The 22,621-nt window shown below is 40.4% G+C and carries 24 protein-coding genes; 12 read left to right on the top strand and 12 right to left on the bottom strand.

What is annotated here, in order from left to right; translation table 11 throughout:
* Positions 1 to 66: 66 nt before the first annotated feature.
* The 4 genes from ACMVDV_RS04195 to ACMVDV_RS04210 all read left to right on the top strand — a co-directional run bounded on the left by ACMVDV_RS04195 (position 67) and on the right by ACMVDV_RS04210 (position 2,154).
* Entirely contained in the window at positions 67 to 1,074 is a 1,008-nt protein-coding gene (locus tag ACMVDV_RS04195; RefSeq protein ID WP_416157295.1) for a rhodanese-related sulfurtransferase, read from the top strand.
* Between the two features lie 235 nt (positions 1,075 to 1,309).
* Entirely contained in the window at positions 1,310 to 1,453 is a 144-nt protein-coding gene (locus ACMVDV_RS04200; RefSeq protein WP_416157296.1) for a hypothetical protein, read from the top strand.
* A gap of 12 nt (positions 1,454 to 1,465) precedes the next feature.
* On the top strand, positions 1,466 to 1,855 hold the full coding sequence (locus ACMVDV_RS04205; RefSeq protein ID WP_416157297.1) for a type II toxin-antitoxin system YafO family toxin: 390 nt from the start codon (positions 1,466 to 1,468) through the stop codon (positions 1,853 to 1,855).
* Positions 1,852 to 2,154, top strand: coding sequence for a hypothetical protein (locus tag ACMVDV_RS04210; RefSeq protein WP_416157298.1), 303 nt, complete (start codon positions 1,852 to 1,854; stop codon positions 2,152 to 2,154). Before ACMVDV_RS04205 ends, ACMVDV_RS04210 begins: the two co-directional genes overlap by 4 nt.
* A gap of 163 nt (positions 2,155 to 2,317) precedes the next feature.
* Here the strand turns inward: ACMVDV_RS04210 and ACMVDV_RS04215 are convergent, their stop codons facing one another.
* The 6 genes from ACMVDV_RS04215 to ACMVDV_RS04240 all read right to left on the bottom strand — a co-directional run bounded on the left by ACMVDV_RS04215 (position 2,318) and on the right by ACMVDV_RS04240 (position 8,949).
* Positions 2,318 to 3,151, bottom strand: coding sequence for a UDP-2,3-diacylglucosamine diphosphatase (locus ACMVDV_RS04215; RefSeq protein ID WP_416157299.1), 834 nt, complete (start codon positions 3,149 to 3,151; stop codon positions 2,318 to 2,320).
* A gap of 136 nt (positions 3,152 to 3,287) precedes the next feature.
* Complete coding sequence (locus ACMVDV_RS04220) at positions 3,288 to 5,012, bottom strand: proline--tRNA ligase (RefSeq protein WP_416157300.1); 1,725 nt, start codon at positions 5,010 to 5,012, stop codon at positions 3,288 to 3,290.
* A gap of 91 nt (positions 5,013 to 5,103) precedes the next feature.
* Complete coding sequence (gene tsaA / locus ACMVDV_RS04225; protein ID WP_304178373.1) at positions 5,104 to 5,808, bottom strand: tRNA (N6-threonylcarbamoyladenosine(37)-N6)-methyltransferase TrmO; 705 nt, start codon at positions 5,806 to 5,808, stop codon at positions 5,104 to 5,106.
* Positions 5,809 to 5,918: 110 nt separating this feature from the next.
* Complete coding sequence (locus ACMVDV_RS04230; RefSeq protein WP_416157301.1) at positions 5,919 to 6,491, bottom strand: outer membrane beta-barrel protein; 573 nt, start codon at positions 6,489 to 6,491, stop codon at positions 5,919 to 5,921.
* A gap of 231 nt (positions 6,492 to 6,722) precedes the next feature.
* Positions 6,723 to 7,193 (bottom strand): acyl-CoA thioesterase, encoded by a 471-nt coding sequence (locus ACMVDV_RS04235; RefSeq protein WP_416157302.1) that lies wholly within the window; start codon positions 7,191 to 7,193, stop codon positions 6,723 to 6,725.
* Positions 7,194 to 7,302: 109 nt separating this feature from the next.
* Complete coding sequence (locus ACMVDV_RS04240) at positions 7,303 to 8,949, bottom strand: 4Fe-4S dicluster domain-containing protein (RefSeq protein WP_416157303.1); 1,647 nt, start codon at positions 8,947 to 8,949, stop codon at positions 7,303 to 7,305.
* Between the two features lie 196 nt (positions 8,950 to 9,145).
* Between ACMVDV_RS04240 and ACMVDV_RS04245 the strand changes: the two genes are divergently transcribed.
* From ACMVDV_RS04245 to ACMVDV_RS04270, 6 genes are all read left to right on the top strand, one after another.
* Positions 9,146 to 9,895 carry an electron transfer flavoprotein subunit beta/FixA family protein gene (locus ACMVDV_RS04245; protein WP_416157304.1) on the top strand — a complete coding sequence of 250 codons (750 nt, stop codon included), beginning with the start codon at positions 9,146 to 9,148 and terminating at the stop codon, positions 9,893 to 9,895.
* On the top strand, positions 9,896 to 10,822 hold the full coding sequence (locus ACMVDV_RS04250) for an electron transfer flavoprotein subunit alpha/FixB family protein (protein ID WP_304178365.1): 927 nt from the start codon (positions 9,896 to 9,898) through the stop codon (positions 10,820 to 10,822).
* A 310-nt stretch (positions 10,823 to 11,132) separates the two neighbouring features.
* Positions 11,133 to 12,956 carry a protein kinase domain-containing protein gene (locus ACMVDV_RS04255; RefSeq protein ID WP_416157305.1) on the top strand — a complete coding sequence of 608 codons (1,824 nt, stop codon included), beginning with the start codon at positions 11,133 to 11,135 and terminating at the stop codon, positions 12,954 to 12,956.
* Between the two features lie 30 nt (positions 12,957 to 12,986).
* Complete coding sequence (locus tag ACMVDV_RS04260) at positions 12,987 to 13,418, top strand: DUF3859 domain-containing protein (RefSeq protein WP_304178363.1); 432 nt, start codon at positions 12,987 to 12,989, stop codon at positions 13,416 to 13,418.
* A gap of 84 nt (positions 13,419 to 13,502) precedes the next feature.
* Positions 13,503 to 14,342 (top strand): DUF2071 domain-containing protein, encoded by an 840-nt coding sequence (locus tag ACMVDV_RS04265; protein ID WP_416157306.1) that lies wholly within the window; start codon positions 13,503 to 13,505, stop codon positions 14,340 to 14,342.
* Positions 14,343 to 14,424: 82 nt separating this feature from the next.
* Positions 14,425 to 14,844 (top strand): hypothetical protein, encoded by a 420-nt coding sequence (locus ACMVDV_RS04270; RefSeq protein WP_416157307.1) that lies wholly within the window; start codon positions 14,425 to 14,427, stop codon positions 14,842 to 14,844.
* An 80-nt stretch (positions 14,845 to 14,924) separates the two neighbouring features.
* Here the strand turns inward: ACMVDV_RS04270 and ACMVDV_RS04275 are convergent, their stop codons facing one another.
* Positions 14,925 to 15,971 carry a methionine synthase gene (locus ACMVDV_RS04275; RefSeq protein ID WP_416157308.1) on the bottom strand — a complete coding sequence of 349 codons (1,047 nt, stop codon included), beginning with the start codon at positions 15,969 to 15,971 and terminating at the stop codon, positions 14,925 to 14,927.
* Between the two features lie 53 nt (positions 15,972 to 16,024).
* Positions 16,025 to 16,999 (bottom strand): DUF1852 domain-containing protein, encoded by a 975-nt coding sequence (locus ACMVDV_RS04280; protein WP_304178353.1) that lies wholly within the window; start codon positions 16,997 to 16,999, stop codon positions 16,025 to 16,027.
* Between the two features lie 598 nt (positions 17,000 to 17,597).
* On the opposite strand from ACMVDV_RS04280, the gene ACMVDV_RS04285 reads away from it, so the two are divergent.
* On the top strand, positions 17,598 to 18,407 hold the full coding sequence (locus ACMVDV_RS04285; protein ID WP_416157309.1) for a sulfite exporter TauE/SafE family protein: 810 nt from the start codon (positions 17,598 to 17,600) through the stop codon (positions 18,405 to 18,407).
* A 138-nt stretch (positions 18,408 to 18,545) separates the two neighbouring features.
* Here ACMVDV_RS04285 and ACMVDV_RS04290 read toward each other — a convergent pair whose 3' ends face one another.
* Together ACMVDV_RS04290 and ACMVDV_RS04295 are read right to left on the bottom strand one after the other, a co-directional pair.
* Positions 18,546 to 18,719, bottom strand: coding sequence for a hypothetical protein (locus ACMVDV_RS04290; RefSeq protein WP_416157310.1), 174 nt, complete (start codon positions 18,717 to 18,719; stop codon positions 18,546 to 18,548).
* 202 nt (positions 18,720 to 18,921) lie between these two features.
* Positions 18,922 to 19,338 carry a VF530 family DNA-binding protein gene (locus ACMVDV_RS04295; protein ID WP_064666266.1) on the bottom strand — a complete coding sequence of 139 codons (417 nt, stop codon included), beginning with the start codon at positions 19,336 to 19,338 and terminating at the stop codon, positions 18,922 to 18,924.
* A 449-nt stretch (positions 19,339 to 19,787) separates the two neighbouring features.
* Here ACMVDV_RS04295 and ACMVDV_RS04300 point away from each other — a divergent pair, with 449 nt between their 5' ends.
* On the top strand, positions 19,788 to 20,354 hold the full coding sequence (locus ACMVDV_RS04300; protein ID WP_416157311.1) for a hypothetical protein: 567 nt from the start codon (positions 19,788 to 19,790) through the stop codon (positions 20,352 to 20,354).
* A 119-nt stretch (positions 20,355 to 20,473) separates the two neighbouring features.
* Here the strand turns inward: ACMVDV_RS04300 and ACMVDV_RS04305 are convergent, their stop codons facing one another.
* Positions 20,474 to 21,466 (bottom strand): MDR family oxidoreductase, encoded by a 993-nt coding sequence (locus ACMVDV_RS04305; RefSeq protein WP_416157312.1) that lies wholly within the window; start codon positions 21,464 to 21,466, stop codon positions 20,474 to 20,476.
* Positions 21,467 to 21,523: 57 nt separating this feature from the next.
* Complete coding sequence (locus ACMVDV_RS04310) at positions 21,524 to 22,159, bottom strand: TetR/AcrR family transcriptional regulator (protein WP_416157313.1); 636 nt, start codon at positions 22,157 to 22,159, stop codon at positions 21,524 to 21,526.
* Between the last annotated feature and the right edge of the window lie 462 nt (positions 22,160 to 22,621).

A 22,621-nucleotide genomic window follows, 5' to 3' on the forward strand; every position in this document is an offset into this window, starting at 1 on the left:
GTAAAATACGCGCCCCAATGCGCCGGATTTACGATTCGGTTTTGAAAAAGCAAAATAGGAACGCTCATGACAACCATTCATAAAGATAATGTCACCAGTGCGCACTTTGTTGTGTGTGCTTTATATAAATTTGTCGCTTTACCTGAATTTGAAGCACTACGCCAACCACTACTTGATGTAATGGAAGCGAATGAAGTGCGTGGTACTTTGCTGATCGCTGCAGAGGGCATTAATGGCACCGTTGCCGCAAAACGTGAAGGTATTGACAATTTATTAGCCTGGCTTGATAAACAACCAAATTTAGACAATATCGTTTCTAAAGAATCATACGATGATGAATGCCCGTTTTACCGTACTAAAGTAAAACTAAAAAAAGAAATTGTCACTATGGGGGTTGAAGGCGTTGATCCGTTAAAAGTGGTCGGCAGCTACGTAAAACCAAAAGATTGGAATGCGCTTATTTCAGATCCTGAAGTTATTTTAGTTGATACCCGAAACGATTATGAAATCGAAATAGGTACTTTCCAAAACGCAGTCGATCCAAATACTAAAACCTTTCGTGAATTCCCGCAGTGGGCGAAAGAAAACCTCGATCCGAGTAAACATAAAAAAGTAGCCATGTTTTGTACTGGCGGTATTCGCTGTGAAAAATCAACTGCTTACATGAAAGAGCAAGGTTTTGAAGATGTATACCATCTTGAAGGCGGCATTTTAAAATACCTAGAAGAAGTGCCAAAAGAAGAAACCATGTGGCAAGGTGAGTGCTTTGTATTTGATAATCGCGTAGCGGTTGATCACGACTTGCAAAAAGGCTCATACGATCAATGTCATGCCTGTCGTATGCCAATCACTGAAGACGAAAAACTAAAAGCTGAGTACATGGAAGGCGTATCATGTCACCATTGTATTGATGATGTGACTGATGAGCAAAGGGAGCGATTTGCGGAGCGTCAAAAGCAAATTGAATTAGCGCAAGCTCGCGGCGAAGGCCATATCGGCAACGAAGCCCAAGCTGTTTTACAAAAGCGTAAAGAAGCCAAAAAAGCCCAAAAAGACGCACAGCGTAAAATGTAATTTAGCGTTATTACTATCGTTTTATAAAGCCTCAGCATTGTCTGGGGCTTTTTTTTAGGGGCGAACGTACAATATTATATGCCGATTAAAATAATATTTAGGCTGGTAATAGTTTACGCTATTTGTTATAAATTAAAGTTGTCAATATGGGGACGTTTTGCTTGAAATGTCCTTTGATAAAGTCTGCTGGATGTTTAAGCTGGCTCTTTTCAATAATATTTAAAGGATTAATCTAATGAATAAAAACAATAACTCTCAAAAGCTTGAAAGAAAATTCATCCCCCATGAAGTTTCCATTAAAAGGGTTAAAGATAGCTTCGAGCGCTCAAAAAAGAAACAAAGTGATAGTGGTAGTAATGTTTTTGTCGAAGTAAAATAAAAGGATTTTCACTTGAGGGTACAAAAAGAAATAACTTTATTTATACAAGAGTCTTTGAATGCTGAAAGAAAACACAATAAAGATCTTGATATATTAATCAGAGACTTTAAAAAATATAAGTCTGGGGGACGTGTAGACTACCTAGGTAAAGATGTTCCATATCATAAACCTCAACCTATGGCTGAAAATGCAGGTTTAATGCATGTACATGTATTGGATAAAGTTAAATCAGTTAAATTTAGGACTAGTGATAGTGTTATTATTTACACGGAAGGAGCAACAAGTATTAATACTTTCTATATTATAGACTTTATCGATAATGGTGCTCACGAGAAAGCTAGAAATAAAGATTACATGAACTGGGTGATTAAAAAGGCTGAAGAGTTTAGAGAGGTTAAATGATGAATAAACTTAAAATACCTGTTGTTTGGATTGAAAATCAAACTCCTGTGCAACCGGGCTTATATTTTGTAGCTTCTAGATATGAAACAGGATTCGGTTCGTATGATTATATGGACTGGGATGGTGATAAATGGCTTAAAGACGATTCTATAGAAGTTGTTGGTTGGGTTGTTTTGAATGACTTTTTAAGGTTTATTGATGCTGGGTGGCCTTCGAGTGATGAGCAAGATTTAGAATTTGAAAATTCGCTTGGAAAATATAAAGGCAAAGGTGATGGTGGTTTTGTTGAATTTGAGTAGCATGGGGTTTGATCTGTTTCAGATGCTGCGTAACTGCCTTTAGATTTTAAATATGCTTACTGAGGCGCTTTTCAAGTTTTATGATAAAACGCCTAGTTACTATATCAGATTTGATTACATGCTAAAAACCGAATCTGACTGGCTCTGTTAGTGAGGCTTTATTTTAAGCCGCCGATTTTGTTTTGCCTGATGTTGTTAGCGTATCAAGCGAGGTAATATCTGCAGAGTTAATTACTTTCTGGGTTTCTGACCAATGTAATAACTCAATTCGGCCATTTTTGTCTTCTACCAAAGCGGTGCAGTTCTCTATCCAATCGCCATCATTACAATAAACAATACCATCAACAACTTTTAGTTGCGGGTGGTGAATATGGCCACAGATTATGCCGTCAACGCCTTGCTTTTTTGCTTCATGAATTGCGGCATTCTCAAATGCTTCGATTGCTTCTCGGGCTTTGTGAACACGCGCTTTGATCCACGATGCTAGCGACCAATAATTTCCGCCATATAAACGCCTTATGCGGTTAGTCCAGCGATTTAAAAAGAGCAACAAGTCATAACCCGCATCACCCGCAATACTTATTAACTTGTTATATCGGGTTGCGGAATCAAAATCATCCCCGTGAACGAGCAGAAATCGTTTATTGGCTTTGGTGGTGTGAATAAATTGCTGGTGAACTTCAATGCCAAATAAGCTGTTATTGACGTATTGCCGAAATGTTTCATCATGGTTGCCTGGAATATAAATTACGCGCGTTCCTTGCTCGGCTTTAGCTTGAATACAGGCTAATACTTGATAGTGACTGGCGTGCCAAAAGAAGTTTCGCTTCATTGACCACAGATCAACAATATCGCCGACTAAATAGAGGGTTTCACATTCGATACTATTTAAAAAATCGAGCAGGTAATCAGCTCTACAATCTTTATAACCTAAGTGAACATCTGAAATCCAAACGGCGGGATAGTGCTGTTTTTCGCTACTCGTTGCTTTATTCATGGCATTTACTCGCGGTGTAATAAGGTAAATGCTAAGTAGCTTAGATGACAGTACCAAGACGTTTTCGCTAAACATCTATGACAGAACCTAAAAAACCGCCGAAGCGGTTTTTTAGAGTAACTAAATATGCGTGTCTTTAAGCGTTTAGCAACGTCTTAATAGTCGTGATTGCGCTATCAAGATCAAGCATATGCTTTTCACCAGTACGACGGTTTTTAAGCTCAACTTTGTTTTCGTCAAGGTTGCGCTCGCCAATCACTAAGGTAAATGGCACACCAAGTAGTTCCATGTCGTTAAACATCACACCTGGGCGTTCTTTACGATCGTCAAATAACACGTCTAAACCAGCAGCCTTCAAACCATCATAAAGGTTATTTGCGATATCAGGGATACGGTGTGACTTATGCATATTCATTGGCACAATAGCGATATCGAATGGTGCAATTGGTTGTGGCCAAATAATGCCGTATTGGTCATTATTTTGCTCAATAGCAGCGGCTACAATACGTGATACACCAATACCATAGCAACCCATGGTCATAATTTGGTTTTTGCCTGATTCACTCAGTACACCGGCTTTCATCGCTTCTGAGTATTTAGTACCCAGTTGGAAGATATGACCCACTTCGATACCACGTTTAATTTGTAAGTTACCCTGACCGCATGGGCTAGGATCACCTTCAACAATGTTACGTAAATCGGCAACTTCATAGTCTGTAACATCGCGATCCCAGTTAATACCACTGTAATGCTCGTCATCTTTGTTTGCGCCTGCTACAAAGTCAGCCATCACGTTAGCGGTTCTATCAACAATAATTGGCATTGTTAAACCAACCGGACCTAAAGAACCTGGTTTTGCACCAATCGCAGCAACTATGTCTGCCTCGTTGGCCATTTCAAGTGGTGAGTCAACTAATGGGTGTTTTTCTGCTTTAAGCTCATTGAGTTCGTGGTCGCCACGGATAATCAAAGCAACTAAACCACGCTTGCCGTTTTCGTCTGGCGTGCCGTATACAATCAGCGTTTTTACGCCGCGATGAGGTTTAACACCATAGTGCTTTTTAAGCTCGTCGATGGTTTTTGCATCCGGGGTTGGGAATGCTTTTAATTCTTTTGTAGCAGCAGGACGTTCTTCGCTAGGCGCTAGTGCTTCTGCTTTTTCAATATTTGCTGCGTAATCGCTACCATCACTAAAAGCAATCGCATCTTCACCTGATTCTGCTAACACATGGAACTCATGAGATACGCTACCACCAATTGAACCGGTATCAGCAATAACTGGGCGGTAATCAAGATTTAAACGCTCAAAAATATTGCAGTATGCTTTATGCATAACTTGATAGGTTGCGTCTAAACACTCTTCAGTAAGGTGGAATGAGTAAGCATCTTTCATGGTAAATTCGCGAGCACGCATTACACCAAAGCGAGGGCGACGTTCATCACGTACTTTAGTTTGTACTTGGTACAATGTCAGTGGTAGCTGTTTATAAGAGCTCACTTCTTTACGGACAAAGTCGGTGATCACTTCTTCATGGGTTGGACCTAGTGCAAACTCACGATTATGACGATCGGTAAAGCGCATTAGCTCAGGACCAAATTGCTCCCAACGGCCCGATTCTTGCCATAAGTCAGCAGGCTGAATAACAGTCATAAGCATTTCAATTGCGCCTGTTTTATCCATTTCTTCACGAACGATGGTTTCTACTTTTCTTAACACGCGTAAACCAGAGGGCAACCAAGTGTACAAACCTGACGCTACACGACGGATCATACCCGCTCGTAGCATTAATTGATGTGAAACGATTTCAGCATCAGACGGTGTTTCTTTCAGTGTTGCGAGTATATATTGACTGGTACGCATGGTTAATTCCGATAGTTATAAAGTTTTTATTTTCAATAGGCGCTAAGTTTAGCAGCGGTTGCTTTTACACTAAAGCGCTAAGTGTGTTTTTCTAGTTTTTTTCTATACTGCTGACGTAGTTATGGTCGTCATTTACCTGCCAACGAATATTAAAATCGTACAATGTCATGCCATAACTTTGCTCACCGTGTTGCTGCTTTTTATAAGCAGGGCGAGGATCTTGTTTTAATACATTACTGATAAAGTCTTGCAGCTCTGGATAGGTGTGTTGTTTGGCAATAAAATCTAAGCTTGCTTGACTAAACTCAACTGTCATATCAGTTTCTGGGCGAGTATCTGCAAAGCCGGCTGTGGCATCGAGCATGGCGTCAGAGTAGGGCAAGTAGGGTTTAATGTCTAAAATCGGCGTACCATCGAGTAAATCTATACCCGCGAGTAATAAACTTAACTGACCATTTTTATATTCAATGCCTTCTAGTTTTACTGCACTCATGCCGATAGCATTTGGTCTAAAAGTAGCGCGGGTAGCAAACACACCTTTGCGTTCATTCCCACCGAGTCGGGGTGGCCTTACCATCGCTGAATAGCCTTTATCTGCAGTTTCATGAAAACGAAAAAGTAGCCAAATGTGGCTGAATTCATCTAAGCCACGGACAAACTCTTCACGGTTAAAATCTGCTGTGAACACCAATTTAGCTTTGGCTTGGGGCACTAAACGAGGTTGACGGGGAATAGCAAACTTTTGTTTATAAGGAGAGTGAATATGGCCGATGGCCGTCAGTTGAAAATCGCTCATGGGACTCAAATACAGTGGAAGATACGATATTCTAACCGTTAACAACAAAAAAGGCAGCTTGAAGCTGCCTTTTAACTGTTAAATAACCTGTACTCAGGTATGAACAGTGGCTAGAACATATATTGGAATGACACCGAGGCGACATCCATCTCTGGATCAAAGTCATCCTTTAGTTCATAACGCTCATATTCTAAACGTACCTGCATATTAGTGGTGAATGCGTACTCGATACCTGCGCCATAGAATATATCGCCGCCACTTTGGTCTGCGGAGATCTCACCAAGAGCCGGAAGGTCACTGGTTACCTCAGCATTCCATTCAAGCCAACCGCCTTTAGCGTACACAGAAAAGCTTTCGGTGATCGGGGCTGCTAAACGTGCCGCTAGTGATACGCCATCAACTTCGGCGTAGCTATCGATATCGCTTACTTCATCAAAATTTTGATAGGCAAGCTCTAAACTCAGGTACTTATTAAATTGCGTACCAACATAACCCTTGAGCATTTGTGAGTCATCATCGAAGTCGATGTCGTCATCAGAGTCTTCAAACTGGAATGAATATTGGCCATAACCAATACCTGTATAGATGCGAGGGTAATCCATGTTTGTGGTGTCTGCTTGTGCTGCATTATTAAAACCAAGTAATGCCAGTGAAATTGCAGAAAGTGAAATTGCTTTAATCATTTAATAGCTCCTTTACAAAATAAAAATAACGCAATTTAGCGTTGCTTTAGTTCATTTCACTTTGAATATTGCACTACGCGTGCCAGTTGTATTTTGTTGAAATAACACGCTGTTAGAGCTGTTTTTGGCTATTAATTTGTAACAATGGGCGTTATTTAAACGCCCATTCAGTTTGGCCAGAGCAATGATTTCTCAGTGCTATGTAGATTTTACGCAGCGATCAGCGCGTGTTTATGGCTCTGATTTATGCAGCAGTGTTTCTGTTTCAATGGCAATTTCTTTCATTTTTATTGCGTAGTTTTCGATTTTTTTATCTTCATCACTGACTGCTGTGTATACCGGCACGGCTACAGGGTAACCGGTTTCATCCATGGCAATAAAACTAATCACGCAGTGATTGGTTTCGACTAGGTTACCGGTTTTTGGATCGCCACAGCGTACCTGAATAAAAATTTGCATGCTGGTTTTTCCGGTATGGGCAATTTTTGCTTCAACCTCAACAATTTGCCCAACGAGGATAGGGCGCCTGAATTTAACACCGGCAACAGACACGGTAACGCAGTAATGACCACTCCAACCTGCGGCACACGCATAGCCTGCTTGGTCAATCCACTTCATGACCACGCCACCATGGACTTTACCACCAAAGTTAACATCGGTGGGCTCAGCTAAAAAACGAAATATAACACTCGACGACGGCATAAACTTACTCATATTTATTAGACGGTTATTAAACAGTTATTATTGAGCATAGCGCAAAAAAGGGGCCGAAGCCCCCTGCAATTTAGGATTTGTTTAAAATTAAAAGTAATTACATATTCGGGTAGTTAGGGCCACCGGCACCTTCTGGTGTTACCCAAGTAATATTTTGGCTTGGATCTTTGATATCACAGGTTTTACAGTGCACACAGTTCTGCGAGTTGATCACAAACTCATCTTTTCCTTCAATCTGCTGAACTTCATACACGCCTGCTGGGCAGTAGCGCTGAGCAGGCTCATCGAATTTAACTAAATTAACCTCAATGGGAATAGCCGCGTTTTTTAATTTTAAATGACACGGTTGTGATTCTTCATGGTTAGTATTAGATAAAAACACCGATGACAGCTTATCAAAGCTTAATTGCCCATCCGCTTTTGGATAACTAAGGTGTGGTGCTTGGTTTTTATCAACTAAGGTTGCATGATCTGGGGTGTTATCTTTAAAGTTAAAAGGCAATGCACCGCCGAATAAGTTTTGATCTAAAGTATTGTAGGCACCACCAATAAACTTACCAAGTTTATGCATTACGGGCCCAAAGTTACGTGCTTGGTGTAACTCTTTATACGCCCAAGATTGTTTAAATGCTTCGCTGTAGTCAACTAAGTCAGTATGCTGTTGCTGGTTTGTAAGCGCAGTAAAAATAACCTCAGCGGCAACCATGCCTGATTTCATCGCTGTGTGATTACCTTTAATTTTTGCAAAGTTTAGCGTGCCCGCGTCACAACCTACCAGCAAACCACCCGGAAAGTGCATTTTTGGTAATGAATGTAAGCCGCCTTTTGTAATAGCCCGAGCACCATAGGCAATACGTTCGCCACCTTCGAGCACATTTTTAAATACGGGGTGGTGCTTCATTTGCTGAAATTCATCAAACGGACTTAAGTGTGGATTACTGTAATTAAGATCAACAATTAAGCCAACCACAACTTGATTGTTGTCGCTGTGGTACATAAATGAGCCACCATTGGTATCGCCACTTAATGGCCAACCGGTGCCATGTACAACCGTACCTTGTTTATGTTTTGCAGCATCTATTTGCCAAATTTCTTTAAAACCTAAGCCATAATGTTGCACTGATACATCTTTATCAAGGGCAAATTGACTGATCAGCTGTTTACCTAAATGACCACGGCAGCCCTCAGCAAATACAGTGTATTTGGCGCGCAGCTCCATGCCTGGCATAAAGCCGTCCTTTTGGTTGCCTTCAGTATCAAGGCCCATATCACCAGTAATTATGCCTTTTACTGTGTCATCTTCAATAATCAGTGAATGCGCGCTAAAACCTGGGAAAATCTCAACCCCAAGATTTTCTGCTTGCTCAGCCAACCAACGGCATACGTTGCCCATAGACACAATATAGTTACCGTCATTATGAAATGTTTTGGGGGTAGCAAAATGAGGGATGGCAGTGGCTTTATTTTCGTTATTAAACCAATAAATTTCATCATTAGTGACTTTGGTTGTGATTGGTGCCCCTAATTCTTGCCAATTAGGCAGTAACTCATCCAGTGCAGTGGTTTCAAATACTGCGCCAGATAAAATATGTGCGCCAACTTCAGAGCCTTTTTCAACAACACAGATCATGCACTCTTTATCTTGTTGTTGGGCTTGCTGCGCTAATCTGATCGCGGTAGCAAGCCCTGCAGGGCCTGCACCTACGATGACTACATCAAATTCCATGGTTTCGCGTTCGACCATAATAACCTCTTGTGTGTGACGGAGCCGTACCTTTGAGGAAGGTAATTTCATACTTGCAAATGAAACGTTACAGGCTGTGAATAGTTTAAGGTTATTTTAGGTTGACGTTTACGTCAACAGGAAGTAGTCTGAATTCATAAAATAAATAGGTTGACGTACACGTTAGCTTGTAGGTTTAAATAATTATGGAGTTCCTATGAAAGTTCTCGTTCCAATAAAAAGAGTCATCGACTACAACGTGAAAGCACGCGTTAAAGCAGATAACAGCGACGTTGATCTAACCAATGTAAAAATGGCGCTTAATCCATTTTGCGAAATTGCCATTGAAGAGGCTATTCGCCTAAAAGAAGCGGGCACCGCCACCGAAGTCATCGCTGTGACCATTGGTGCTAAAGCCTCGCAAGAACAATTACGTACCGCTTTGGCATTGGGTGCAGATAAAGCCATTCATATTGAAACGGACGAAAAGTTAGAGTCTTTACATGTTGCTAAGTTGCTTGCCAAGATTGTAGAGCAAGAAAGCCCAGAGCTGGTGATTTTAGGTAAACAGTCAATTGACTCAGACAACAATCAAACCGGCCAAATGCTGGCAGCATTGACGGGCCGTGGGCAAGGTACATTTGCATCAAAAGTTGATGTGGTAAATGGCACGGTTAATGTGACCCGTGAAGTTGATGGCGGCTTACAAACCGTGGCTTTAAAGCTTCCTGCGGTTGTTACAACCGACTTACGTTTGAATGAACCTCGTTATGCGTCATTACCAAATATTATGAAAGCAAAGCGTAAACCGCTTGAAGTGATTGCTGCAGACAGTTTAGGTGTTGATTTAACACTGCGTATCCAACTTGTCGCAGTGCATGAGCCAGCTAAACGCAGCGGCGGTATCATTGTTGACGACGTAGCACAGTTAGTTGATTTGTTAAAAACGCAAGCGAAGGTGATTTAAATGAAAACATTAGTTATTGCTGATCATGATAATGGCGTTTTAAAGCCGGAAACATCAAAAACTATTAATGCTGCGCTGAAGCTTGGTTTTCCTGTCAATGTATTGGTTGCTGGCGAAAATGTCGCGCCACTGAGTGAAGTGATTGCCAGTATCGAAGGTGTTAATAGCGTACTGATCGCTGATAGCAGTGAATATGCCCAGCAATTAGCTGAGAACATTGCGGACTTAGTGGTATCACTTGCTGCTGATTACTCACATATCGTTACCAGTGGCACTACGACAGGTAAAAACTTTATGCCACGTGTGGCTGCATTACTCGATGTTGCACAAATTTCAGAAATTATTGAGGTGGTGGATGCTGATACCTTTAAACGGCCAATCTATGCAGGTAATGCAATCGCAACGGTAAAATCACTCGATAGTAAAAAAGTGATCACAGTACGTGCAAGTAGTTTTGATCTGCAAGGCTCTCAAGCACCTGCTGAGTCGGTAAATATTGACGGCGTATTTAGCAGTGAATTAAGCAGTTTTGTTAGTGTTGAGCAAACTGAATCTGAGCGCCCAGAATTAACCGCTGCGCAAGTGGTGATCTCGGGTGGCCGTGGTATGCAAAACGGTGAGAACTTCTCATTACTGCATGGCATTGCCGATAAACTCGGTGCCGCGATCGGTGCATCACGCGCTGCTGTTGACGCGGGCTTTGTGCCGAATGATATGCAAGTGGGTCAAACAGGTAAAATTGTTGCACCTAATTTATATATTGCCGTAGGTATTAGTGGTGCCATTCAGCATTTAGCGGGCATGAAAGATTCAAAAGTGATTGTGGCTATCAATAAAGACCCTGATGCGCCAATCTTCCAAGTGGCAGATTACGGTCTTGTTGCGGATTTATTTGATGTGCTGCCAGAGCTTGAACAAGCACTCTAATTTATAACGATTCTGGTTGTTAAAAGCTGTTGTGATCAGTTCGCTGATCACGCAGCTTTTTTTATTTTACTTTGCAAACCATAACGTATGTAAGCAATTACGATAGATAAGGAGTATCTCGGTTTTGTTTAGTGAGTTTGGCGGATTATTTTTTTAACACTCATTGCCTTTTTTTACACTTTTTTTGCGCAAAATGTCAGTACACGCTAAGCTGGGGCTAAATGACTAGAAATTTACAGCTAAAAAATTAATAATCAGCGGGTTACCCTGTTATCACCTTAAATTTATTCCAAAACGTTGAGACCCCGCAGTGAAAACCAAAGCAATCCGCAATTTTTATATCAATGAAGAGCAGTCGGTCTATTTGCTTTCTCACCATGATGCTAAAAAGCATCGCCAATGGCTTAATATTTGTATCAAGCAGCTAACCAATTTAGGCTACCGAGAAGTAGAAATGATTGGCTCTGGTGCGTTTGGTTTTGTGTTTGCAGGGCTTGATCATCAAAATCTGCCATGGGTGTTTAAATTTTCTCGGATCACCCTTGCACAAAGTGTGCGTGACCGCCTTGAAGATGAAGCATTTATGCTCTCGCAAGTTGATAATCCATTAGTGCCTAAGTTTTATGCCTTTGAGAGAATAAAAAAACAGGGCATTTTAATGATGGCCCGTGCCATGGGTGAAGACTTAGAAAAAATATCGCTCAAAAGAGGGCGCTTCAGTGCCGCGACAATCACAGATCTGGCTTTAAAGCTACGTAACATATTAATTGACCTACGCAGCCATAAAAACGGTTTAAGTCCGCAGCCGATTGTTCATGGCGATATTAAACCATCAAACTTAGTGTGGGATGAAACAACCCGTGCATTATCGCTGGTGGACTGGGGTAGCTCTGTTTATGCACAAATGGACAGTGACGCCAACCCGATCGCCAGTAATATTATGGATTTAATGTCGGGAGATTTAAGTACCACCAACGCCCGTATGGGCGATGTGTACTTTATTGGTGACGAACAAATGTCGGGTGCTAAATCCTCGCCACGTTTTGATGAGCAAGGTGTGGCTTCGACCCTCTATGCGCTTGCTTCTGCCCAGTCGTGTCGCTTTGGAGCACAAGTGATCCCCGCAAGCTCGCTTGGCTTACCGATGGAACTGGCAAAAGTGATTGATGGCATGTTGTCAAAAGACAAAACCATCCGCGATGGTGCTGGTGATTACTTTATACGTAATATGCCGGCCATGGCAAAAGCTTATTTACCCGAGTTAAATTTGGCTGAGGATAGTAAAGCCCAAATCCCTTTCTGGTTTGGTAACGCTGACGAACTTCCCGATACTGTGGTGTATAGCTCGCGAAAACAGTTTTTACGCCAAGCCGATCATAACCAGCAATTACTTGATGTGAATGATGCGCAACTTGACCGTTATTATAAAGAGTTTTTGTTTGATACTGGCGATACCGAAAAAGCCTTTTTAGCCTCAATTAGTCGTTTGGCAAAATACCCTGCAGTAGGGGGCTTGAGTTTTCATTGGAAAGAAGATTCGTTGTTTATTGAATCGTCTCTCATAATGCATGACGAAAGTTTAGGCCCTGCATTTACCCAAGCGATTAATAACGCGGTGATGTTGGCGCAAGGTATCAGCCAAAAGGGACTGTTTAAATGCTGCTTATTTGATGCCCGTAAAACCATTCAATTAGAGCGCGATGGCACAGGCGCGTTTAAATTTGAACAACTACCAGAGCTTGATTACGAAGTCATGAACTTAGCCAGCTCGGATGTTACGCGCCCGCATTCATACTTTGAAGATGGTAAAGATCCAGATGAGCAACTGCAGCTACCTAAAAAAGTGATCAAGTGCGTATTTGAACTAAACCAAATTCATCACACCGGTTGTATTATTTTTGAAGCCCTGCCGGATAGAATGAAAATTCACCATTACTACCGACTGCTAGATGCCAGTAAGGAAGTGGAGTTTAAACGTTTGCTTAATAAACTCATGCAATATGCGGTCAGTATTACTGATGTGGGGGTTGCCGGGTTTATGAAATTACCTTACAAAAATACCCGTGAATTTGACTTATGTGATAAACAACCAGCGTTTTTCTTCCCTAAAGATCCCAAGCGCTATGACGCTTAATAGATAGAGCATTTAAGACTAGGAGTAGCAATGGCAAAAAATAAACCCGAGATCACCTTACAAAGTTATGGCATTTATAGTCACTGGGACTCATCGTCAAAAGACTTGCCACAAATTCAATCATTCACCAATAAAGTACCCGCTAAACTTGATATTGAATTTGGCTTAATCATCAATATAAAAAAAGCCAAAGGCGAAAAGCTCCATTACTGTATTTACCACCCGGATATTCCTGATACCGATGGTGAGGTAATGCCACCCTTTGATGGCTTTGAATACGTTAAAGACAACGACTGGCACTTTTACTTAGGTGATACCTTATGGGCACCCATCAGCAATAAAACAGGTGATTGGCGTATGACCATAGAGCTAAACGGTAAATTGATCGCCGATAAAACATTTACTGTGTTTGAACAAGAAGCAATGTCAGAAATAGAGTTTTGGCAAAAGCGCGGGTATTGATACTTCAATAGCAAGTTGTCTAAGGGACATTAGCTAGAGTGTATTGATATGTGGTACGTTATAAATATCGTCATCGTTTGATAAATGAAGTTCGACGTAAATATAAACTGTAAAGCTACTTATAAGGACGATGTTGCATTGAATTCATTAAAACTAAATGATTTCCTAAATTCGAGACAAGCCCCTAAAGGTATCGATGTTGTATGTAAATTACAGCACTTCGCTATCATTACATATGCTGTGGAGCCTGCAAGATTTGCTGGCCTATTTCCTGAACGCTTTAAGTTAGATACCTTAGAAATAAATGGAGAGGAAAAAGCATTAATTTCAGTCGTGCCATTTATAGATGTTGATTTTACCTCGGCAGTTTATCCATTTCCAAAGTTCACGATGGGACAAACTAATTATCGAATTTATATTATTGATAAACAAACCAATGAACGATGCGTTTGGTTTTTAGGCACCACGCTGGATTCGTGGACACTTGCAATACCTAAGTATATTTGGAATTTACCTTGGTATAGTGGGGATGTGAAATTTGATTGTGATTTCGATGATTCACAGCAAATATACCTTAAATATAAAATGACAACTGATGCCACTTGGGCACCAGCAAATGTTGAGTTAGCGCAAACGAAAAATGCAGCTATTGAGTTAGCCGGCTTTCCAGATATTGAGACTGGGCTTGTGTATTTAACCCATCCATTAGCAGGATTTTATCATCGCCGCGATGGTAAATTAGGTACTTATCGCGTCTGGCATAAGCAACTTAAGGTATCTTCTGGCTATCTTAAGTCAGCCAGCTTTGGGTTGTTATCTCGTTTAGGATTAGTAACTCAAGAAGAGCAGCAAATTGCTCATAGTGTGCTTATCGAACCTATAAATGAATTTACAATTTACTTACCGCCAAAAGTGGTTAAATAACAAAATAGCTATCGTGCATTAATTATTAACTGCGCAAATGGCATAACAACTGGCTAATTAGCTTACACTGAGGTTTATTTACATGAATATTTGTTTGATAGTTGCGGGCACATTGAGTGCTATTGCTGCACTACTGCATTTAGGCTGTATTTATTTTGGCGCGCCTTGGTATCGATTTTTTGGTGCTGGAGAGCAAATGGCTCAGCTGGCTGAACAAGGTAGTATTAAGCCAACGCTAATAACTTTCGCTATTTTTATTGTGCTTGCAACTTGGTCACTGTATGCCTTTTCTGCGGCTGGGCTTATTTTAAAACTGCCTTTAGTGCGCTTGGTGTTGATACTAATAACAACAATATATTTAGTTCGAGGGGTCGCTGGTTTTTTTCTTATCAGTTCTCCAATTGGGCGCTCTCCCGAGTTTTGGGTTTGGAGCTCTGTTATTTGTTTATCTTTAGGTGTTATACATTTGATAGGGCTAAAGCAGCAATGGCAAAGCCTGTAACAGGTTAATAAAAGTTTCCTGCAAAAACAAAAACGAGGTAGTTAGCATACCTCGTTTAAAATACCTCGTCAGTTATCCCCTTAACCGGCTGATAACTCTTTTCGAATGATCTCTGCACCTGCGGTTAACGCGTTCAGCTTGCCTCTTGCGACTGCGCGAGGAAGCGGTGCCATGCCACAGTTAGTACAAGGGTAGAGTTTATCGGCATCTACAAATTGCAGTGCTTTACGTAGCGTGTTGGCTACTTCCTCTGCTGTCTCTATACTATTGGTCGCAACGTCAATGGCACCTACCATCACTTTTTTACCGCGAATAAGCTCAAGTAATTCCATCGGCACATGTGAGTTGTGGCACTCTAATGAGATTATATCGATATTAGATTGCTGCAGTTTAGGGAACGCTTGTTCGTATTGGCGCCATTCAGAGCCCAAGGTTTTTTTCCAATCGGTATTCGCTTTGATGCCGTAACCATAACAAATATGCACCGCTGTTTCGCATTTAAGGCCTTCAATGGCTCGCTCTAAACAGGCAATACCCCAATCATTTACTTCATCAAAAAATACATTAAAAGCAGGCTCATCAAATTGGATGATATCAACACCTGCCGCTTCTAACTCTTTGGCTTCTTGATTAAGAATTTTGGCAAATTCCCAAGCAAGTTTTTCACGGCTTTTATAATGGTCATCATAAAGCGTATCAATCATAGTCATAGGCCCTGGCAGTGCCCATTTTATTGGTTGTTTTGTTTGGCTGCGCAAAAATTTTGCATCCTCAACAAAAATGGGTTTTATACGTGAGACAGGGCCTACCACAGTCGGCACACTGGCATCATAGCGATCACGAATTCTCACCGTTTTACGGTTTTCAAAATCAACGCCATTAAGGTGTTCAATAAAAGTGGTAACAAAGTGTTGGCGGGTTTGCTCACCATCACTAACAATATCCACACCAGCGTGTTGTTGCTCTTGTAAAGAGATGCGCAGCGCATCGTGTTTGCCGTCGATTAATTGATCACCTTGTAGCTTCCAAGGTGACCAAAGTGTCTCTGGCTCTGCAAGCCATGTTGGTTTTGGCAAACTGCCCGCAGTTGAAGTCGGTAATAGGGTTTTGTTAATACTAGTTTTCATAATAAGTAATGCCGTCTCTATAATTTAATTTTGGTAGCGATTAAGCGTAATGCTTACGCGTAGCTAGCAGAGAACTGCTCAAGTACCGTTTGATATGGCTTGATAAAGTGTTGCTCTGCAAATTTGCCTTGCTCATTTGCTAATTGGCTACGCTCTTCACGGTCATAGACAATTTGCGTTAATGAGTGATCCAAGTTCTTTAGGTTTGGCTGATAGCATTTGCCAGCAACCGCATTGGCATTATAAATTTCTGGACGATAGATTTTTTGAAACGTCTCCATCGTGCTGATCGTGCTTACTAACTCAAGATGGGTGTAATCATTGAGTAAATCACCAACAAAATAAAATGCAAGCGGTGCAACACTGTTTGCTGGCATAAAATAGCGCACCTGTAAGCCCATCTTTTTAAAGTATTGCTCAGTTAAAGAGCTTTCATTTGGCTGATACTCAACCCCTAATGCTGGGTGCTGATTTTCAGTGCGATAGTAGGTTTTGTTATCTGACACACTTAAACATATAACGGGTGGCTTGTTAAAATGCTGTTGGTATGTGTCTGAGCTGATAAAGTATTTAAATAGTTTGCCGTGTAGCTCACCAAAATTATCAGGAATGCTAAAGCTAGATTTACCTTTATTATGCGCTTGTAGCAAAACGCTAAAATCATAATCACGCACGTAAGAAGAAAAGTTATTACCGACAATACCTGCAAGGCGTTTATTTGTTTGGTGATCAACAATATTGGTTTTTAATACTTCAATCGATGGGAAGCTTTCACCACTGCCTGCAATATCCATATCAACAGAAATGATTTCAAGCTCGACAGAGTAACGATCACCGTTAGGGTTATCCCAATGGGCTAGGGCATTAAAGCGGTTATCAATCATCTTTAAAGCGTTGCGTAAGTTTGCTTGGCGGTAACTGCCTCTTGCTAGGTTAGCAAAGTTAGTGGTGATACGCGTGCTTTGGGCTGGATGATAATTTTCATCAAGACAAATGCTCTTAATAGTAAATTTAAAGTCTGTATTCATGGTGATCTGGTATCCATTATCTGATTTAAAGCCTGAGCCTTGCTCAATACTCGAATTCTTAAGTTACTTAGCTAATTGCTATAGTAGCTACACTATTCAGAGATTTTTGCCTGAAGGCATAACTAACAATCTGCTGTTGAGCTGTCTAGCGTGTAAGAGTTGCGTTATTTATACGTGGTTCGGTAGATGAAGAAAAACGCTTTAATTTCACATAAAACATGAGCCATATTCATTCTTATGCAACTTGCCTTGGGTCAGTTATACATCGCGCGCAATATTGGCTGAAAACCTAAAAAACTAACCAATTCATTATAGCCATCTAAAGCTCTAGATGTTTAACTTGTATTTATTTCATCTAAAACATGAGGATTATTCAGGGCTTATCTAAGCTAAAAGTATAAATGGCCATTGGTTATATTGATATACTCAGCTTGATGTAGTGAGTTAAGGGAGCATGTTGTTGTATATCAGGCTTATAGCCGGTACAGAAATGTGCATCTTAAATATAGAGAATCACTTTGTATGAAAAACTCACTTGCAGCCTTAATAACTGCATTCATCTAGGATGATTGCCCCCAATGATAAAGAGACGAACGGAATGAATGAATTGCTCGTGTTAGTTGTGTACTGCGCATTATTAGGCAGTGGAGTTGGTTTTTTAGCTGGTTTACTGGGTATTGGTGGCGGGTTGGTTATTGTACCTGTGTTGAGCATTATTTTACTGCATTTTAATGTTTTACCAGCAGAGCACGTCGTTATTGTTGCAATTGCAACCTCATTAGCATCGATATTATTCACCTCCACCTCTTCGGCAATCGCCCATCATAAAAACGGCAATGTACCATGGCAGTTAGCTCCTTGGATAATGACAGGCGTAGCCCTTGGTGCGCTGATCAGCGGATTTTTAGCGGCATTACTACCTGAAAAAATCGTGCGCATTGTGTTTGCAGTTACTGTGGTATTAATTGCTATTAAAATGTTTTTCAGCAGTAAAGCAAATGAAGAACAACAGCGCGCAATGCCTAATAAAGGCCTATTAACTATTTTAACGATGATCACCGGCGGTGTGTCTGCGATGATAGGTATCGGCGGCGGGGCGCTATTAGTGCCTTTGTTAACGTTTTTCTCCGTCAATATGAAAAAAGCCATTGGTTGCGCCTCTGCCTGCGGTATTGTTATCGCATTATTTGGTTCAATTGGTTATATCAGCTCAGGCAGCACTGTGTACCAGCTTGCCGATGGATTCGCTGGATTTGTCTATTTACCTGCCTTGTTCGGTATTATTTGTACATCATGGTTTACCGCCCCATTAGGCGCCAAAGCCACCCATTACTTACCGGTTTCTTTGATCAAAAAAATCTTCGCCGCGTTATTACTGGCAACCGCTGTCAAAATGATTATGTATTGATAAATAGCTTCGAACTGTTATCGCAGTGGAGAGTAATTAAAAATAAATGTTATTTTAAGTTTTTTAATTTCAGCTACTAAAAATATAGTGTGGATAGAATAGAAATTAGCCGCAGATAATGCGGCTATATAGAGGTAATTACTTTTTATTACTAAATTTTGGCTTTCCTACTTTTGCGATTAACACAGCAACAGTAATTAATAACATGATTAAAAATGCATATTTACCAAAAAGTTGGAATATTCCCCACGCAAGCACAACTAAAAAAACACATGCAATAATAAAAAAGATATTTTTTAACATACTAGGCATATCCAGCACCTAAAGGTGAAACTTTAGCTCGCGCACCAAAACTATTACTCGATAAACTTTTAGTATTGAATATTTGCGGGTTTTTAGCATAAACCGTTGAAGAACCTTGGAAGTCCAAATTGTTTTGGCGCATGAAAACAAATAAGTCTGATATGCGAGAACCATACCAACCCCCCTAAAGTGCCAGCCATAGTAGTAGCACTTAGTTCCCCCAAGGATTACTCGCACTAGAGCGTTGCTTACGCGTCCTCGCACGATCTTTGGCTTCTTTTTTCGCTTGAATGCGCTTTGCATCACTAAAGCTTAATTCACATGGTTCACCCGGTTTATGATCTTCAGGAATAACGCGGTCACGTGGGGGAAGCGCATACTGCACATCATCCGGTTTCGGCAGATTCTTTAGTCGATAAAGGTAAAAGTTTTCAACTTTATCTTGTGCCCACTGGGTTTTACGCAAAAATTTAACCGCAGATTTAATATCAGGGTTATTTTTAAAACAATTTAGCAGTAGATAAGCATGTAAAAGCTCCCACCCATATTGATCAACTAACTCTGATACAACTTGCTCAAGTTTAACGCCTTGTAGCGGGTTATTGCCGAATAAATCTTCATTACTCATGTTTTACACTCTTTTTCTAAACTCTAATCTCAGAATTATAATTTTTATCACGGTAATTTGATACAAGAATATCGAGTCAGTTTGCTTGTGTAATTTACATTTGTTTACTTTATCGGTAATATTAGCGCGCTTTAATAAGCATCGGCATGACGCCACAACATTGGATGATAGACTTAAGGATTTTATACCCAAGCTACCTCAAAATGCAGAATTCAGCGTTTCACTGGGGCTTAATATCAAGGCGTTACTTTGCAATAATGGCATTCCCTTTTAAAAAGTTACAACGATGAGAGTAAGTTCCAGTGATACGCCCAGCGGGTTGGTTTAAAAGCGACTTATACTGCGTTATTGATTTGACCAATAGAACCATTATTACTTGCAATCAATGCCTTGCCTAAATCGCTTTTAATTCCAACTGAAACTCGCATCTTGAGGTGGCTTGGGTATAGATGGGTCTTTTTAATAAAATTAAAACGCAAGCTACCACTATTGGTTCAAATATCAGCGAATCAACGTCTAAACTAAGCTCTGATATGAGTACCGCAATGAAAGAGAACTCAAAGTTATCGGCGATCCGCTCTGAGATCACTTCAATAGAAGGGCAGCTAAATATTGGTTATCAAGATATTGGTAAAAAATACGTAGAAAATTTACTAGAAAACCAAGGGCAAAATATCGAAAGTGCTTTGCAAGAAGCATTAAACCGTGTGGAACCGTTACTTGAGAAAAAAATTGAGCTTGAAGATGAAGCAATTGAAATTGAGAAAAAGCTAAAAGATCAAATCATCATTCAAGAAAAAGCGATTTTTCAAAAAGAATACGATCAAGAAAAAGAGAAGCTTGAAAAAGCCGTTAAACTTGATGTGATCTCAGTGGAAGAAAAAGAGCAGAAATTAGCTAAAGCACGATTAAAACTTGATAATTTCGACACAATTCGTAAAGTTAAAAAACAGTATGAAATGAGTTTAATTTCAAAAGACGAATTAAACGAAAAGCTTGCTGCTTTAGGCGTGTAATAACGAAGTAATTAAAGCTTCTTTTACAAGAAGCTTTAATAATAGCAATCGACTTAAATATTTAACCATTCTAGCGGGCTAAATACTTAGTAACTTAACACGATTGGTATAAGTTATTTTTACTGTTGGCAATTTACCACGACACGACCGCGGATATTCCCGGTCATCAGCTCATCAGCCGCATTAATAACCTGCGCTAAATTAATTTCAGTCGATATTTTATCTAAGTAGCTTTGCTCTACAAGCTCACCTAAACGTTGCCATGCTTGGATACGGTCTACCTTTGGACGCATGACACTGTCTATGCCGAGCAATGAAATACCACGCAGAATAAACGGCGCAACGGATGCCGGAAAATCCATGCCTTGTGCTAAACCGCAGGCAGTAACTACACCGCCATACTTTAAAGAAGCACAAATATTAGCAAGAGTGTGACTACCAACCGAATCAATGGCGCCAGCAAAGCGTTCTTTGGCAAGTGGTTTAGCTGGATTTGATAGCTCATTTCGGTCGATCACTTCAGAGGCGCCAAGCTGTTTTAAATGATCTGTTTGATCTACGCGTCCTGTTGCTGCAACAACGGTATAACCTAATAAATTAAGTAAATATACCGAAAAGCTACCCACACCGCCGTTTGCGCCAGTTACCAAAATATCACCCGATGCGGGTGTGATCCCTTGTTTTTCAAGCGCAATAATACTGAGCATGGCAGTGTAGCCGGCAGTACCAATTTGCATCGCTTGTTTTGGCGTTAAGGTATCGGGTAGGGGGATCAGCCATTCATCTTTTAATGATGCTTGCTGAGCAAGGCCACCCCAATGTTTTTCACCTACCCCAAAGCCATTTAATAGCACCAATTGCTCAGTGTTGAACTCATTAGAATTGCTCGTTGTGACTTTACCGACTAAATCAATGCCCGGCACCATAGGGAACGAACGTACTACGGGGCCTTTACCGGTAATTGCTAAACCATCTTTATAATTCAAGCTGCTGTAGAGTACATCAAGCATTACATTATGATTGGGCAGCTCACTGTGCTGGAGCGTTTGTAATGACGCCGAATAAGTATCATCAATATTATTTATTACAATAGCTTTAAATTGCGTGTTCATGTCGACTCCATTTAGACCGATCGTCTTTTAATTGCTAAATAAAAACGCATTACTTAATTATCTAAGTAATGCGCGTAAAAACATTTCAGTATATAAAATTAACGGTTGCGTATTCTTAGTCAGCTTAGCGCGCATTACTGCACCCTCCCAGCCAATCCAGAAAAACTCACTCATTTGCTGCGTATTCACGCTGGTGGCTATGACGCCTTGTTGTTGAGCTTGCTCTAAGCAGGCTTGCACATGTTGTTGCCATAATTGATAACTGCTCAGCAGTTTACTTTTAAATTCATCGCTGAGGTGATTGAGCTCTTGGTTTAAATTACCAATTAAGCAGCCACGATTAAAATCATACTTCTGCATGCCGCGGGCTGCACTTTGCGTAAAATTAATAAGCCGCTCTAGGTGGGGGATATCGTCTTGCTCTAAATAACGACGTAACTTAGCAACAAAATAGTCGTTATAGGCATCAATCACCGCTAAGCCATAGGCATCTTTATTAGTAAAGTAATGATAGAAAGAGCCCTTCGGAACGCCTATCTTTTTTAAGATAGTATCAAGTCCTGTGGCGCTAAAGCCAAACTCAGTCAGTGTTGCGACCCCAGCCGATATAAGTAATGCTTTGGTGTCGGCATTACTGCGTGCAACTTTTGGTGGGCGACCACGCCGCGGTGGATTTTGATTATTTTTTAGCATAAACACATATTAGACCGATCGTATTTATTTATGCAAGGATTAATTATTAAACAATATAAAAAGTGCATGTGAAATGTGGGCAAATTATCTGCGAGGCAGCCTTCGTAAAGCGGCTAATAATAAGCTCAAAAATTAAACTGCTTTACTATTAGTAGGTTGAAATAAATTTGTCATAATTACATTTTTTATAGGAACTTCACTCATAAACGGTAGTCACAATTAAGGCAGGAAACTGCGTGTTAATGATTAAATAGTGGTAATTTTTTGTACAAAAATAGGTCGCACAGCAGTTGGTACGACCACTTTACTTTTTTATATGTTAATTCATTTTTGCATCAGTAGCTTAGTTAAAGTCAATTTATTTAATTGCTTTTGTGATTTGAATTTAACAGTTTTATTAACTATTCATTAAATGTAGATGTCATGAACGCTACAAATTTATAAATATAAAAGGTGAGGATT

The sequence above is a fragment of the Pseudoalteromonas sp. ASV78 genome (assembly GCF_047806705.1).
In the GTDB taxonomy this organism is placed as follows: Bacteria; Pseudomonadota; Gammaproteobacteria; order Enterobacterales; family Alteromonadaceae; genus Pseudoalteromonas; species Pseudoalteromonas prydzensis_A.

Excerpts from the sequence above, each read along its gene's own strand:
- ACMVDV_RS04195 (WP_416157295.1), top strand. The coding sequence starts at position 67 with ATGACAACCATTCATAAAGATAATGTCACCAGTGCGCACTTTGTTGTG.
- ACMVDV_RS04200 (WP_416157296.1), top strand. The coding sequence starts at position 1,310 with ATGAATAAAAACAATAACTCTCAAAAGCTTGAAAGAAAATTCATCCCC.
- ACMVDV_RS04210 (WP_416157298.1), top strand. The coding sequence starts at position 1,852 with ATGATGAATAAACTTAAAATACCTGTTGTTTGGATTGAAAATCAAACT.
- ACMVDV_RS04215 (WP_416157299.1), bottom strand. The coding sequence starts at position 3,151 with ATGAATAAAGCAACGAGTAGCGAAAAACAGCACTATCCCGCCGTTTGG.
- ACMVDV_RS04220 (WP_416157300.1), bottom strand. The coding sequence starts at position 5,012 with ATGCGTACCAGTCAATATATACTCGCAACACTGAAAGAAACACCGTCT.
- tsaA (WP_304178373.1), bottom strand. The coding sequence starts at position 5,808 with ATGAGCGATTTTCAACTGACGGCCATCGGCCATATTCACTCTCCTTAT.
- ACMVDV_RS04230 (WP_416157301.1), bottom strand. The coding sequence starts at position 6,491 with ATGATTAAAGCAATTTCACTTTCTGCAATTTCACTGGCATTACTTGGT.
- ACMVDV_RS04235 (WP_416157302.1), bottom strand. The coding sequence starts at position 7,193 with ATGCCGTCGTCGAGTGTTATATTTCGTTTTTTAGCTGAGCCCACCGAT.
- ACMVDV_RS04240 (WP_416157303.1), bottom strand. The coding sequence starts at position 8,949 with ATGGTCGAACGCGAAACCATGGAATTTGATGTAGTCATCGTAGGTGCA.
- ACMVDV_RS04245 (WP_416157304.1), top strand. The coding sequence starts at position 9,146 with ATGAAAGTTCTCGTTCCAATAAAAAGAGTCATCGACTACAACGTGAAA.
- ACMVDV_RS04250 (WP_304178365.1), top strand. The coding sequence starts at position 9,896 with ATGAAAACATTAGTTATTGCTGATCATGATAATGGCGTTTTAAAGCCG.
- ACMVDV_RS04260 (WP_304178363.1), top strand. The coding sequence starts at position 12,987 with ATGGCAAAAAATAAACCCGAGATCACCTTACAAAGTTATGGCATTTAT.
- ACMVDV_RS04265 (WP_416157306.1), top strand. The coding sequence starts at position 13,503 with ATGAAGTTCGACGTAAATATAAACTGTAAAGCTACTTATAAGGACGAT.
- ACMVDV_RS04270 (WP_416157307.1), top strand. The coding sequence starts at position 14,425 with ATGAATATTTGTTTGATAGTTGCGGGCACATTGAGTGCTATTGCTGCA.
- ACMVDV_RS04275 (WP_416157308.1), bottom strand. The coding sequence starts at position 15,971 with ATGAAAACTAGTATTAACAAAACCCTATTACCGACTTCAACTGCGGGC.
- ACMVDV_RS04280 (WP_304178353.1), bottom strand. The coding sequence starts at position 16,999 with ATGAATACAGACTTTAAATTTACTATTAAGAGCATTTGTCTTGATGAA.
- ACMVDV_RS04285 (WP_416157309.1), top strand. The coding sequence starts at position 17,598 with ATGAATGAATTGCTCGTGTTAGTTGTGTACTGCGCATTATTAGGCAGT.
- ACMVDV_RS04290 (WP_416157310.1), bottom strand. The coding sequence starts at position 18,719 with ATGCCTAGTATGTTAAAAAATATCTTTTTTATTATTGCATGTGTTTTT.
- ACMVDV_RS04295 (WP_064666266.1), bottom strand. The coding sequence starts at position 19,338 with ATGAGTAATGAAGATTTATTCGGCAATAACCCGCTACAAGGCGTTAAA.
- ACMVDV_RS04300 (WP_416157311.1), top strand. The coding sequence starts at position 19,788 with ATGGGTCTTTTTAATAAAATTAAAACGCAAGCTACCACTATTGGTTCA.
- ACMVDV_RS04305 (WP_416157312.1), bottom strand. The coding sequence starts at position 21,466 with ATGAACACGCAATTTAAAGCTATTGTAATAAATAATATTGATGATACT.
- ACMVDV_RS04310 (WP_416157313.1), bottom strand. The coding sequence starts at position 22,159 with ATGCTAAAAAATAATCAAAATCCACCGCGGCGTGGTCGCCCACCAAAA.